A 13,708-nucleotide genomic window follows, 5' to 3' on the forward strand; every position below is an offset into this window, starting at 1 on the left:
GGCCGGCTCATTGCAGCCGGCCACCGCGGAAGGCTACACAATGACTGACCACCCAATAGTGCTTCGCGCGCGCGGGATCGACAAGTCGTACGGCGGGGTACATGCCCTCGCCAATGCCGACCTCGAAATCCGCGCTGGTGAAGTCCACTGCCTCGCAGGCGCCAACGGTTCCGGAAAATCGACACTCATCAAGATTCTGTCCGGCGTCGAAGTGCCCGATCGCGGCGACATCATCATCGCTGACAAGGTGGTGCCGAAACTGTCCGTGGTCGGATCCATCTCGCACGGCGTCCAGGTCATCTACCAGGACCTCTCGCTGTTTCCGAACCTGAGCGTCGCAGAGAATGTCGCCATGACGACGCGTGTTGCCGGAAAAGCAAGAATCATCTCCATTCCCGCCGCGCGAGAACTGACGATCACCGTGATGAAGCGACTCAAGCTCGATTTCGACCCCGATGTGCTCCTTGAGGAGCTCTCCGTCGCCCAGCGCCAACTTGTCGCCATCTGCCGCGCGATAGCCAATGACGTGCGAGTGCTGTTCATGGATGAACCGACCACCGCCCTCACCTGGAACGAGGTCGGCACCCTGTTCGAGGTGATCGAAACGCTCAAGGCCGACGGAGTCGCCATCGTCTTCGTCAGTCACAAGACTGAAGAGGTCTTCGCGCTTTCCGACCGTATAACCGTGCTGCGTAATGGCAAGGTCGTCGCGGCGGGGACAGCCGGCGAGTTTGACCGGGACTCACTCGTCGAGGCACTCATTGGTCGCCGGGAACTCGAAGAACGCATCGTCTCCGGTGGGGTACACGACGCGCCTGTGCTCGAAGTCACTTCGCTCAGCGCCCCGGGTCTGTTCGCCGATATCTCATTCACGGCGCATGCCGGGGAGATCATCGGGCTCACCGGCCTCATGGGTTCCGGCCGCAGCGAAATCGCCGACGCCATCTTCGGCATCATCCCTTTCACGTCCGGGCGCGTGTCTGTCGACGGGCGCGACATCCGCAGCGGCGATGTCGCGAGTGCGATCGCTGCGGGCATCGCCTATGTGCCATCGGACCGCCTGACCCAGGGAGTCTTTCTCGACCAGTCGATCAGCCGCAATCTCGTGGCATCCTCGATCTCGTCGTTTGCATCACGCCTGGGGTGGCTGCAGCCGAAGGCGATTCGCGAAGGGGTCGACGATTTGATTGCTGACCTTTCCATGAAGGTCGGTTCACCCGCGGATCCGGTGTCCAGCCTGTCAGGTGGTAACCAGCAGCGCGTGGTCATCGGAAAGTGGCTGGCGACCAACCCTAGGGTTCTCGTGCTCAACGGGCCCACCGTGGGCGTCGACATCGGTTCGAAGTCCGCCATCCTGCAGATCCTGCGCCAGAAGGCCGCACAAGGGATCACCGTTCTACTGATCTCCGATGACGTTCCCGAACTGGTAAGCGTCTGCCATCGCGTGCTTGTCGTGCGTCGCGGCCGCCTCGTCGACGAGATCGTCGCAGACAACGTCACGGTTGAGGCCGTCCGAGAAAGGAGCATCGCGTGAGCGATCTCATCCGAAGCCCGCGGTTCGACCTCGTGCGATTGCGCGGGCGCAACAACGAGGGTGTGCTTCTCGGCATCATCGTGCTTTTGGTCGTCCTTATCGCGATATTCAGCCCCGGAACTCTCTCGATCGGCATGTTTTCCGACGTTCTACGCAGTTCGGTCGTCAACATGGCGCTCGCATTGGGCGTCCTGCTCATCATCATTTCGGGTGGAATCGACGTGTCATTCACCGCGATCGCAATCTTTGCGGCGTATTCCACGGTGGTGCTGATGCGGTCGATTGGGCTCGACAACGGCATCCTGCCTTTTCTCGCCGCCACCGTCATCGGTGCCCTTATCGGTATCGTCAATGCAGTTCTCGTCGCCGGGTTCAAGCTGCAGACCCTCATTGCCACCTTGGGCAGCCAGGGCATCGTGCGCGGTGCTCTGCTCGCATTCGTCGGCTCCGTCTACATCTCGTCGCTCCCGCCCGCGCTCGCCCAAGTCGGTGATGCACGGCTCGCAACAATCGGCGGCTCCGCCGTGAGCGTCCTGGTGATCCCGGTCATTCTCCTGGCCATAGGTCTCTCGGCGGTGCTCCGCAAGACGATGTTCGGCCGGTCTGTCTACGCGATCGGCGGCGCGCCGGAATCGGCGCGGCGCGCCGGTATCCGCGTCGGTCAAGTGCAGACCATCATCTACATCGCCGCGGGGGCGTTCTCCGGTTTCGCCGGTATGGTTCACGTCGCGCTGGTTGGACATGCTTCCCCGTTCGAACTGGTCGGAACCGAACTCACCGTGATTGCCGCTGTGGTGATTGGTGGCGCCTCTGATACCGGCGGGCGCGGCTCGGTGCAGGGTGTAGCGCTCGGAGTCCTGCTGCTCGCTCTCATCCAGAATTCGCTCGTACGACTCGGAGTGCCGGGGTTCTGGCACACCGCATTCGTCGGCGTTGTCATTCTCCTCGGAGTCGCGATTCAGGCCCAGAGCCGTCGTCGCCGTAACAAGCGCTCCGCCATCCTTGAAAGCTCGGTGACCGCATGAGTCCGACATCCACGGCCGCCCGGTCGTTCATTGCGCGCGCCCGCCGCACGCTCGACGTAGCCGGTCACACCGGAAACCTCGGACTTCTCCTCGTCGGGGTGATTGTCGTGTTCAGCCTGCTGAATCCGACAATTTTCCCGACCCCCCTCAACCTCCAGTCGATCGCATACGCCGTGCCCGAGATTGCACTGCTCGCTCTCGCGATCGCCGTGACGATGTCGAGTGGCGGTATCGACCTTTCCATCGTTGCCACCGCCAATCTCAGCGCTTTGGCCGCAGCGACGGTGTCGATCGCGCTGTTGTCCAGCGGCACGCCTGATGACGTCGCCGCCGTTGCGGGGATTGCTGTTGCACTCCTGGTCGGTATCGGCTGCGGGTTGATCAACGGCTTGCTGGTGGCCAAGGTCCGGATCGCTCCCATCCTGGCAACGCTCGCCACCATGACCCTTTTCAGCGGACTCGCGGTTGCCCTCACTCGCGGTACCCCGCTTTACGGTCTCCCGAACGCAATTCTCGCGCTGGGTGTGCAGACCGTCGCGATCATTCCCGTGAGTTTCTGGTTGTTAGTGGTCGCAACCATCCTGATCTGGGCGGTCATGAATCGGACGGGACTCGGGCTCCGCATCATTCTCGTCGGCGCGAGCCCGGAGGCAGCCGACTACACAGGCATCCGTCGTAGTCGGGTGCTGTTGAGCACATACGCCCTCTCCGGGGCCATCGCAGCTTTTGCGGGAATCCTCATGTCTGCGAGATCAGCAAGCGCAACGGCCGACTACGGCTCGTCGTATCTTCTTCTCGCCATCACTATCGCGGTGCTCGGTGGTACGAATCCACTCGGTGGTCGCGCTCCCATTGTGGGCGTGAGCATCGCCGCGATCGTCCTTCAGGCGATCTCGAGTGGGTTCAACGGCCTTCATATCAGCCCGTACGTGTATCAGATCGTGCAGGGACTCATCCTCGTTGTCGTGCTTGTCGTCGAGGTGAGACGGGGCCGACTCACCAGTTGGATCCAGCGGATGACGAAAAGACCACCGGCAGACGGCGCTGCTCTCACTTCCGAACCTTCACGCTCACCAAATATCACCAGCCCCGACACCATCCACGCAGCAGGGACCACACGCGCATGACCGACAAGATTTTTTCCAGTCAGGACGAGGCCCGCAGGCTCATCGTCGCCGAGTCTGCGGCCATCGCCGCGATCGCCGCCCAGATCGACGACAGCTTCGACGAGGCGGTTGAAAAGCTGCTCGCGTTGGCGGGGAAGGTCGTGGTCATCGGGTCGGGCACATCGGGTGCGATTGCTCGCCGCCTCGCTCACCTGCTCTCGGTTTGTGGCACGCCAGCGTTCTTCCTCATTGCGGCGGACGGCCTACACGGAACTGTCGGTGCAGTTGGGGGCGGGGATCTCGTGATCGCGATCTCCAAGGGCGGTGAATCGGCCGAGCTCACCAACTTCGTGCAGTTGGCGAAGGATCGCGGTGCTGAATCGATCGCACTGACCGCAAACGTGGAATCTCCGCTCGGTCGACTCGTGGACCTCGCCATTCTCGTCGACTCCTCGGCGGCTGACCCCGGGGGAGTCATCGCCATGGGTTCGACGCTCGCCACCGCGGCCTGGGGTGACGCGTTTGCTATGGCGCTCATGAACCGTCGTGGATACTCATGGGAGTCGGTCCTTCACAGCCATCCCGGTGGGGCCGTCGGCGCCCACGCCGACGAACTGCTCTCGAACGTCGACAATCACTCGATCGGTGTTTGACGGTCGGTGATCGACTGTCCACGGCCAGCGCAGCTCGCCGGGCTCGCGGCGCTGCACAATCGGGCAGGGCGTCGCGACGAGGACTTTGGTTCTGGTAGTCGGGGCGAAATAGGTCCCACACGCGTTCTTCCCACACGCGTTCTTCCCACACGCGTTCTTCCCACACGCGTTCTTCCCACACGGGTCATCCCGCTCATGACGGAAAGGGCCATCCCGCGAACCTTTCCAAGCGGGCGGGGGCCGCGACCATACGCCTAGTTCGCAGGGGAGTCGACCAGGGCCTCGCTCGGCGTCGCCGTGCCTGCCAGCCGGGTATCGATCGGGGCGTCGCTGGGCAGCGTAATGCGGAACCAGGGGATGGTGAGGTTGCAGAGCGGCCCGACGAGCACCGCGAAGAGAACGGTACCGACGCCGACGTTTCCGCCGAGGATCCAGCCGGCGGCGAGGACCACGACCTCGACGCCCGTGCGGCCGACCCAGATCGGCCAACCGGAGCGTTCGTGGATGCCGGTCATCAGCCCGTCGCGTGGCCCAGCGCCGAAGCGCGCGCCGATGTACAGTCCGGTGGCCAGGGCGAGCAGGAAGAGCCCGGCCGGGAACATCAGGATGCGGACCCACACGTCGAGGTCCTCGGGGATGAGCCAGAGGCCGAGGTCCGCCGCCGGCCCGACGAGGAGAACGTTGAGCACGGTACCGACTCCGGGTTTCTGCTTCAGTGGGATCCACAGCAGCAGCACGACGGCACCCACGACGACGGTGAGCGCGCCGAAGCCCCACCCGGTCTGGAGCGAGAGGCCCTGCGTGAGGACGTCCCACGGTGCGACACCGATCTCGGCACGGACGATGAGCGCGAGCGCGATGCCGTACAGCAGGAGACCGAGAAGCAATTGGACGGCACGACGAAGCATGTTGTCCATCCAATTCATTAATTGGCCTTTCCTCAAGAGGCCAATCTTCCTAGAGTGGCCTTATGTCAGAGGTCCACATCACCGCGCGGGCTCTCGCGGCGCTTCTCGGGCGCTGGCGAACCGACGACGCCGCGTACCGTTCGCTCGCCGACCGCATCCGCCTGCTCATCCTCGATGGACGGATCCCGGCGGACACCCGGTTGCCGGCGGAGCGGGACCTCGCCGAACGGCTCGACGTCAGCCGCACCACGGTGACGGCAGCGTACCGGGAGCTTCGGGACAGTGACTTCCTCGAGAGCATCCGCGGCTCCGGCAGCGTCGCCCAGCTGCCGGGCGCCCGCCCCGGCCCGATGCCGGCGAGCGGACTCGGCTACCTGGACTTCAGCAAAGCCGCGCTCCCCGCTGTTCCCGGCCTCGCGGATGCCGCCCGGCGCGCCGCGTCGAGGCTTCCGCACTACCTCGACGCCTTCGACTACGACACGATCGGCCTGCCGGAGCTCCGTGCGGCCATCGCCGACCGGTACATCGAGGCCGGTCTGCCCACGTCGCCGGACGAGATCCTGGTGACCCTCGGCGCGCAGCACGCGATCGGCCTGATCGCCAGGACGCACCTGTCCCGTGGCGACCGGGCCGTGATCGAGCATCCGACCTATCCGCACGCCCACGACGCCCTGCGGGCCGCGGGAGCCCGGCTGGTGCCGGTAGCCGTCACCGCCGACGACGGCTGGGACACCGAAGACCTGGAGCAGGCGATCGACAGGTCGTCGCCAACCGTCGCGTACCTCATGCCCGACTTCCACAACCCGACCGGGGCGACCATGTCGGTCGACGCCCGCCGACGGGTGTGCCGTGCGGCGGCGAGGCAGGGTACGGTGCTCGTCATCGACGAGACCACCGCCGAACTGGACATCGATCGGGGTGCGCCGTTCGTGCCGTTCGCGGCCTCCGACGATGCGGGTGCGAAGATCCTCACGGTGGGCTCTGTCGGCAAGACCGTCTGGGGTGGCCTCCGGATCGGCTGGATCCGCGCCGACCGCGGTGTGATCCGCAAACTGGTCGCCGCCCGCAGCGTCGGCGACCTCGGCACCCCGATCCTCGAACAGCTCACCGTTCTCGAGCTGCTCCCGACGATGCCCGACATCCTCCGCAGCAGGCGCGAGCAGCTCGCGGCCACCCGGGACGGTGTCGAGAAGATCCTGGCCGACCGGCTCCCGCACTGGGAGGTGCCTCACGTCCAAGGCGGCCTGGCGGTCTGGGCGGGCCTCGGCGCCCCGGTGAGTTCGCAGCTCGTCCTCGCCGCCCGCAGCCAGGGTCTCCTCATCGCGGCCGGACCCCGGTTCGGCATCGATGGGGCGTTCGAGCGTTTCCTCCGCATTCCCATCACCTATCCGCTCCCCGACACCGAGAGGGCTCTCGACGCGCTCGCCGTTGCCTGGCAGTCGATCATGCGAGCCCCCGTCCCCGACTCCGCCCTGCTGGCCGAAATGGTGTGATCGGGTGCATGGAGGTGTGCTCTGAGCGGCCAGGGTACTGTGACAGAATTTCACTGGTTGAGCGGCGGAAACGCCGCCCCGTCGTCGCGTTTTGCGGCATCCTTCGCTGGCCTTCAGGAGTACCGTGCACGCCCTCGCTGTTCTGAGCATGAAGAACCGAGCGCTCATCGCGCTCGTCACGATCGTCGCAGCCGTCTTCGGCGGGATCGCGCTGACCAGCCTCAAGCAGGAACTCGCCCCGAGCGTGCAGTTCCCGCAGTTGGCGATCATCACGAATTACGCCGGAGCGGCACCCGAGGTCGTCAACGATGACGTCTCCACACCGATCGAGACAGCGATCCAGGGGGTCGCCGGGCTCGAATCCACGGCGGCGACCTCGTCGACGAACCTGAGCCTCATCTCTGCCACGTTCACCTACGGCACCGACCTCGCCACCGCCGAGCAGAAGATCAACCAGGCGATCAACCGCATCAAGTCCCGGCTCCCCGCCGACCTCGACCCCCAGGTGCTCTCCGGCAGCCTCGACGACCTCCCGGTTCTCCAGCTGGCGGCGACCGGCGGCGACGGCGACACCGACGCACTCTCCGAGGCCCTGAGCCGGACTGCCGTCCCCGACATCGAAGACGTCGACGGCGTGCGCGAGGCAGCGATCATCGGCAACGTCGGCGAGCGCGTGACCATCACCCCGGATGCCGCCCAGCTTTCGGCAGCAGGACTCACGACCGCCGCGATCGGCGGCACCCTGCAGCAGAACGGTGTTCTCCAGCCGGCCGGCGAGATCACCGAGAACGACGTCACCTTCGCCGTTCAGACCGGGTCGAAGCTCGGCTCCGTCGACGACATCGCCTCGCTGCCGCTCGCAGGCCAGCAGCCGGGCAGCGTCCTCACGATCGGCGACGTGGCATCCGTCGCCCTCACCGACAACCCCGTGACGAGCATCTCGCGTGTCGACGGTGAGCCGGCACTGACCATCGCGGTGACCAAGGTCCCCGCCGCGAACACCGTCGACGTGTCGAAGGCCGTGCGGGCGCTCCTGCCCGGCCTGGAGGAGGCGCTCGGTTCCGACGTCACCCTGACGATCGTTTTCGATCAGGCTCCGTACATCGAGGACTCGATCGAGGCGCTCGCGACCGAGGGCCTGCTCGGGCTCGCGTTCGCGGTGCTCATCATCCTCGTCTTCCTGCTCGACGTGCGGGCCACGCTGGTCACCGCGATCTCCATTCCGACCTCCGTTCTGATCACCTTCATCGGGCTGCAGGCCACCGGCTACACGCTCAACATCCTCACCCTCGGCGCGCTGACGATCGCGATCGGCCGCGTGGTCGACGACTCGATCGTCGTCATCGAGAACATCAAGAGGCACATGACCGCCGCGCGCGACCGCAGCGCCGACGGCCGTGCGTTCTCGATCCACACCGCTGTGCGCGAGGTGGCCGGGGCGATCACCGCGTCGACGATCACCACGGTCGCCGTCTTCCTGCCGCTCGCCTTCGTCGGCGACATGACCGGGGAACTGTTCCGCCCGTTCGCGCTCACCATCACCATCGCGTTGCTCGCGTCGCTCCTCGTCTCGCTGACCATCGTGCCCGTTCTCGCCTACTGGTTCCTGCGTGGCAAGGAGGCGAAAGCGGCCGGGCCGGTCGCCGTGTCGCGTTCGGATGCGAAGAAGGCGGCGCGCGCCGCAGCGGCCGCAGCGCCCGCCGAGGCTGCGGTTGCCCACTCCGCGCCTGAGGAGCGTCGCCTGCCGGCCGGCGTCTTCGCCTCCCCGGCGATCGTCGACGCCCGCTACCTCCTCGCTCCGGCTCGGCCCGACGCCCGTGCCGAGGGGGCATCCGTCTCGACGATGCTCGCGGTCGAGGAGCCTCCGGCGTCGCCCGCCCCGACAGCATCCGCTCCGGTCACGCCTGCGCCCGCCGGCACCCGCCGCGGCCGCAGGAACGGCGGGGAGGGCGACGACGAACTCGACCACCCGACCGCGCTGCAGAAGGGGTACCTGCCGATCCTCAACTGGACCCTCAAGCACTCGGTCGTGACGATCCTCCTCGCCGCCCTCGTGCTCGTCGGCACGATCGCGCTGCTGCCGTTCATGAAGACGAACTTCCTCGGCGACTCCGGGCAGAACACCCTCACCGTGTCGCAGAAGCTGCCGGTCGGGTCGAGCCTGGAGGCCCAGGATGCCGCCGCAAGCCGGGTCGAGGACGTCCTGCGCGACACCGACGAGATCGAGAGCATACAGCTGTCGATCGGTTCCTCCGGAAGCTCGCTCCGCGACGCCTTCACCGGCGGCGGCGCTGGAAGCATCACCTACTCGATCACCACCGACGAGGACGCCGACCAGGAAGCCCTCCAGTCGCGGGTGCGGACCGAACTCGAGCGACTCGACGGTGCAGGGGAAATCGAGGTGACGGCATCCGGTGGATTCGGCGCAACGAGCGACATCGAAGTCGACATCACCGCTCCCAACCAGGCGACCCTGCGCGAGGCGACGGATGCCGTGACCGCCGCGGCCGAGGACCTGACGGGCATGCGCCAGGTCACCAACAACCTCAGCGATTCGAGGCCGTACATCGCCGTGCAGGTCGACCGGCTGAACGCCGCCGAGGCGGGCTACTCCGAGGTCGCCCTCGGCAGCATCGTCTCGGGGGCGATGCAGCCGTCGACGATCGGCACCGTCGTCATCGACGAGACCACGGTGAGCATCTACCTGGCCAGTGAGGACCCGCCCGCCTCGGTCGAGGAACTCGCCGCGCTGACGGTTCCGACCCTGCTCGGCCCGGTGCGCCTCGACACTCTCGCCACGGTCGGTGAAGTCGACGGCCCGTCGTCGATCACCACGGTCCGCGGGCAGCGGTCGGCGAGCGTCGCCATCACCCCGGCGAGCGACAACATCGGCACCGCCAGCGCCCAGGTCTCCGCCGCGGTCGATGCCCTCGACCTGCCGGGCGGCGCCACCGCCACCCTCGGCGGGGTGACGGCCGACCAGTCGACCGCGTTCCAGCAGCTCGGGCTGGCCATGCTCGCCGCGATCCTCATCGTCTACGTCGTGATGGTCGCGACCTTCCGGTCGCTGCGCCAGCCGCTGCTCCTGCTCGTGTCGGTGCCGTTCGCGGCGACCGGTGCCATCGGGCTGCAGGTGCTGACGGGTGTGCCGCTGGGCGTGGCATCCCTGATCGGGGTGCTCATGCTCATCGGCATCGTCGTGACGAACGCCATCGTGCTCGTCGACCTCGTGAACCAGTACCGGGACCGGGGCATGGGAGTTGCGGATGCCGTGCGGCACGGGGCCAGTCGCCGGTTGCGGCCGATCCTGATGACCGCCCTCGCCACGATCTTCGCGCTCGTGCCGATGGCTCTGGGCATCACCGGGCACGGCGGGTTCATCTCGCAGCCGCTCGCGATCGTCGTCATCGGCGGGCTTGTGTCGTCGACGTTCCTCACCCTGATCGTGCTGCCGACCCTGTACAACCTCGTCGAGGGAGCCCGTGAGCGTCGGGTCGCCCGCCGGGCGGCCCGGGAGGCCGCTGCCGGGCCTGCTGTCGGGCCTGCTGCGGAGGCGGTCGCCCGATAGTTTGCGGCCGCCCGCGCTCGCGCGGTCATCCGTTCCGGTCGGGGTCATCCGGTGCGCCGGGTGTTTTCGTCCGGAACGGATGACCAGGCGGCGGAGGGCGGACCGTTTGGCCCTATGGCGTCCGCGCGCCCCGAAACGGATCGTTTGCGCGACACGATGTGTGCCGGGCCGTGGCGTCGGCGTGTCGGCGGATCCGTCCGTCTAAGCGACCGGGTCGGGCGGGCTGGCGGTCCCCGTGGGCCCGGGAGGCGGATGCCGCTGGGAGCGGCGGCCGGGTGGCATCCGGTGGGTCGCCTGTACGCGAGGGCATCCGTTCCGGTCGGGGTCATCCGGTGCGCCGGGTGTTTTCGTCCGGAACGGGTGACCTGGTGGCTCTACGGCTCGACGAGCCCGGCCAGCAACTCGATCAGCAGACGCTCGGTGATCGGTGCCGGCAGCGACTCCAGCAGGGCGAGCAGCGGGGCCATCCGCTGCGGGAGCGCCGACGCGCCGGTCCCGACACCCAGCCCGGCCAGCAGGGCGGATGCCTCCGCCGAGTCGAGCGGTTCGGTCCGGTCCGCGAGGCCCGCGAGCACGTCGCCGACGCCGGGCAACGACGCGGCGACATCCGCTGCCGTGGCCGCCGGCATCCCGCGGACCTCATCGGCGGCAGACGCCAGGGCGAAGAGCAGTTCGGGCAGCACCGACTCGGTGACCGGCGTGATCGTCAGATGGGTGGTGTGCGGCAGCCGGGTACCGTCGGCCTGCACCAGTCCCGGCTGCAACTGCAGCCGCCAGCCGCGCTCCTGCACCGAATCGGCCCAGTGGTGCGGGTCGACGCGGCGGTGTTCCGGCGCCGCTCCGTCCGTCGCCACAGCGAACAACGGTCCGACCGGGGAGCCGACCACCCGCAGCCCGTCGGTCGCCCGCACGGCTGCCGTGACGGCATCCGTCGACCGCCGGCAGGAAGCCGCGAGCTCACCGAGTCCCGACTCGCCCAGCCGTTCGATGATGGCCCACGCCGCCGCGAGGGCCCCAGCCGACTTGGACCCGAGCATGGTCGCGTTCACGACCGGGTACCCGGGCCAGCCGCGGGTGGCGAAATACTGCGCACGTTGCCGGTCGCGGCCGCGCTGCAGCAGCACGGATGCCCCCTTCGGCGCGTACCCGAACTTGTGCAGGTCGGCAGAAATACTGGTGACGCCCTCGACGGCGAAATCCCACGCGGGCAGCGGGTCGTCCTCGCCGGCCCACCACGGCAGAACAAAGCCGCCGATGCACGCATCCACGTGGCAGGCGATACCGGCCCGGGCGGCGGCGGCGGCGACCGGAGCAACCGGGTCGAGCGTCCCGTGCGGGTAGGCGGGGGCAGAGACGACGGCGAGGGCGACGTCGGGTCCGAACCGATCCGTGAGGCGTGCCGGGTCGACGGTGCCGTCGGTATCGACGGGCACCAGGTCGAGGTCGACGCCGAAGTAGTGCGCGGCCTTCGGGAACGCCGCGTGCACGGTCGCGGGGGCGACGATCCGTGGTGTTCCCGTCCCGCCTGCCGCGCGCCAGACATCCCGCGCCGTCTTCACCGCGAGCAGGCAGCTCTCCGTGCCGCCGGAGGTGACCGTGCCGACGACGTCGTCGCCGCCGTGCAGCATCCGCCGGGCGAACCGGACCAGGTCGCGTTCCAACGCCGCCACCGAGGGAAACGCCGTCGGATCGAGGCCGTTGACCGGCTGCATGATGCGGATCGCCTCCGCCGCCAGCTGGTCGAGCTCGGCCAGGCCTGAGTCATACACGTACGACAGCACACGGCCACCGTGGGTGGCGGCGTCCGCCTCGCGCAGCGCTTCGAGCCGCGCAAGAATCTGAGCGGAACCGTCGGGGAGAGCGGATGTCACCGGGTGACGCTTCCGGCCGGCACGGGAGGCAGGTCGATGTCCGCCTTTCTCAGACGGTACCGGCGAAGCGAGACGAGGCTCGCGACGAGGAGGAGCGCGGGGACCACGCTGAAACTCAGCACGATGCCGGCCACGGCGGATGACGACTGCTCGGCAACCTGGCCCGCGACCCGCTCGGTGTAGCCCGTCACGGCGAGGATGACGGTGAGCACGGTCGCGCCGAAAGCCATCCCCGCTGTTTCGCCGGCCGTCCACACACCGCTGAAGCTTCCGGCGTGACCCTCGCCGTGGGTGCGGGCGTCGTGCGAGATGACGTCGGGGAGCATGGCCATCGGGAGCGATTGCATGCCGGCGTACGCGGCACCGCCGAGCGCGACAGGAGCATAAATCCAGACGCCCGGCGCCCAGAGCAGGCCGACCAGCGAGAGCGCCGCAAGGGCGAAGAGGCTCGAGGCGAGGGCGAAGGCCCGCTCCTTGCCGACCCGGCGGGCGAACCGGCCCCAGACCGGTGCGACGAAGAGCGCTGGCGCGATCAGCGCGAGGAAGAGCAGGGTGACCGCATCCTCGGAGCGGAGCACCCAGGTGGCGACGTACTGGGCACCGGCGAGCATCATCCCGGTCGCCAGGCCCTGGAGGACGAACGTACCAAGAAGCGCGCGGAACGGGCGGCTCCGGCGGAGCGCGTCGAAGCCGGCCCGGTAGCTGGCGACCGGTGACTGCGCGGGCGACCGGCGCGCGATCGGTTTGTCCCGCGGAGCAACCGTCGACGCCACGAGCATGCCCGCGCCGATGACGAGCCCTGCAACCGCCGCCATGACGAGGTACCCGATGCGCGTGTCGTCGCTCAGCCCGCGGAGCAGCGGACCGCCCGCGCCGAAGAGAAGGATGGCCAGGGTGAGCACCACGACCCGCCAGGTGAGCAGGCGCGTGCGGTCGTTATAGTGCGTGGCGAGTTCGGCCGGCAGCGCGATGTACGGCACCTGGAACAGGCTGAACGCCGTGGCGCAGCAAAGAAAGGCCACGAACACCCAGGCGGCCGACGCGGTCGGCCCGATGCCCGCCGGGACCGCGAACGTGAGGAAGAAGAACAGCGGAAGCGAGACCCCGCCGAGCACCATGTACCGCCGACGCGACCCGGTCGTCGCGAGGCTGTGGTCGCTGCGGGTGCCGATCACCGGGTCGATGACGACGTCCCAGATCTTCGCCGCGCCGACGACGAGCCCGGCGGCGAGCGCGGCGACGCCGAGGGTGTCGGTCAGAAAGTAGATCAGCACCAGGCCGGGAAGCGTCCCGAAACCCCCTGTGCCGAGTGAACCGATCGCGTACGTTCCGATCGTCCGTCGATCCACCGACTGCCCCGTAACGTCCATGCAGGCAGCATAGGGCTTCCCTCCGCTTTCGCCCCAGCACGGCGGGGCGTTGCGGCACCGGGCTCGAGGTCGCGGCCGGGGTCGGCTCCCCGCTGAGCCGCTCGCGCGGGTGCTTTGGCCCGGCGCCGGTGCAGTTGCGCCCGCGCCGTGCCGATCGACCCGCGCGGGATGCCGGCCAGC

9 protein-coding genes are annotated in these 13,708 nt (G+C 68.0%); 6 read left to right on the top strand and 3 right to left on the bottom strand.

Going from position 1 to position 13,708, the window contains the following annotated elements:
- Positions 1 to 40 precede the first annotated feature (40 nt).
- From ABIE24_RS04125 to ABIE24_RS04140, 4 genes are read left to right on the top strand one after another with little or no spacing between them, the layout of a single operon-like run.
- Positions 41 to 1,534 (top strand): sugar ABC transporter ATP-binding protein, encoded by a 1,494-nt coding sequence (locus ABIE24_RS04125; protein ID WP_354497092.1) that lies wholly within the window; start codon positions 41 to 43, stop codon positions 1,532 to 1,534.
- Entirely contained in the window at positions 1,531 to 2,559 is a 1,029-nt protein-coding gene (locus tag ABIE24_RS04130; protein WP_354497094.1) for an ABC transporter permease, read from the top strand. The genes ABIE24_RS04125 and ABIE24_RS04130 overlap by 4 nt, the downstream gene beginning before the upstream one ends.
- Positions 2,556 to 3,686 (top strand): ABC transporter permease, encoded by a 1,131-nt coding sequence (locus ABIE24_RS04135; RefSeq protein ID WP_354497096.1) that lies wholly within the window; start codon positions 2,556 to 2,558, stop codon positions 3,684 to 3,686. Before ABIE24_RS04130 ends, ABIE24_RS04135 begins: the two co-directional genes overlap by 4 nt.
- Complete coding sequence (locus ABIE24_RS04140) at positions 3,683 to 4,318, top strand: SIS domain-containing protein (RefSeq protein ID WP_354497098.1); 636 nt, start codon at positions 3,683 to 3,685, stop codon at positions 4,316 to 4,318. The genes ABIE24_RS04135 and ABIE24_RS04140 overlap by 4 nt, the downstream gene beginning before the upstream one ends.
- Positions 4,319 to 4,572: 254 nt before the next feature.
- On the opposite strand, the gene yczE is transcribed toward ABIE24_RS04140, so the two are convergent.
- A complete protein-coding gene (gene yczE, locus ABIE24_RS04145) occupies positions 4,573 to 5,226 on the bottom strand; it encodes a membrane protein YczE (RefSeq protein ID WP_502916241.1) in 654 nt (217 codons plus the stop codon).
- 62 nt (positions 5,227 to 5,288) lie between these two features.
- Here yczE and yczR point away from each other — a divergent pair, with 62 nt between their 5' ends.
- The gene (gene yczR, locus ABIE24_RS04150; RefSeq protein WP_354497102.1) at positions 5,289 to 6,719 is read left to right on the top strand and encodes a MocR-like transcription factor YczR; all 1,431 of its coding nucleotides are present in this window, start codon (positions 5,289 to 5,291) and stop codon (positions 6,717 to 6,719) included.
- Positions 6,720 to 6,843: 124 nt separating this feature from the next.
- Positions 6,844 to 10,287 (top strand): efflux RND transporter permease subunit, encoded by a 3,444-nt coding sequence (locus tag ABIE24_RS04155; RefSeq protein WP_354497104.1) that lies wholly within the window; start codon positions 6,844 to 6,846, stop codon positions 10,285 to 10,287.
- Positions 10,288 to 10,661: 374 nt separating this feature from the next.
- Here the strand turns inward: ABIE24_RS04155 and ABIE24_RS04160 are convergent, their stop codons facing one another.
- Together ABIE24_RS04160 and ABIE24_RS04165 are read right to left on the bottom strand one after the other, a co-directional pair.
- Entirely contained in the window at positions 10,662 to 12,158 is a 1,497-nt protein-coding gene (locus ABIE24_RS04160; protein WP_354497106.1) for a pyridoxal phosphate-dependent decarboxylase family protein, read from the bottom strand.
- Positions 12,155 to 13,528, bottom strand: coding sequence for an MFS transporter (locus ABIE24_RS04165; RefSeq protein WP_354497108.1), 1,374 nt, complete (start codon positions 13,526 to 13,528; stop codon positions 12,155 to 12,157). The genes ABIE24_RS04160 and ABIE24_RS04165 overlap by 4 nt, the downstream gene beginning before the upstream one ends.
- Positions 13,529 to 13,708 lie beyond the last annotated feature (180 nt).

Origin of the sequence: Mycetocola sp. 2940 (genome assembly GCF_040548835.1) — a bacterium.
GTDB lineage: Bacteria > Actinomycetota > Actinomycetes > Actinomycetales > Microbacteriaceae > Mycetocola_A.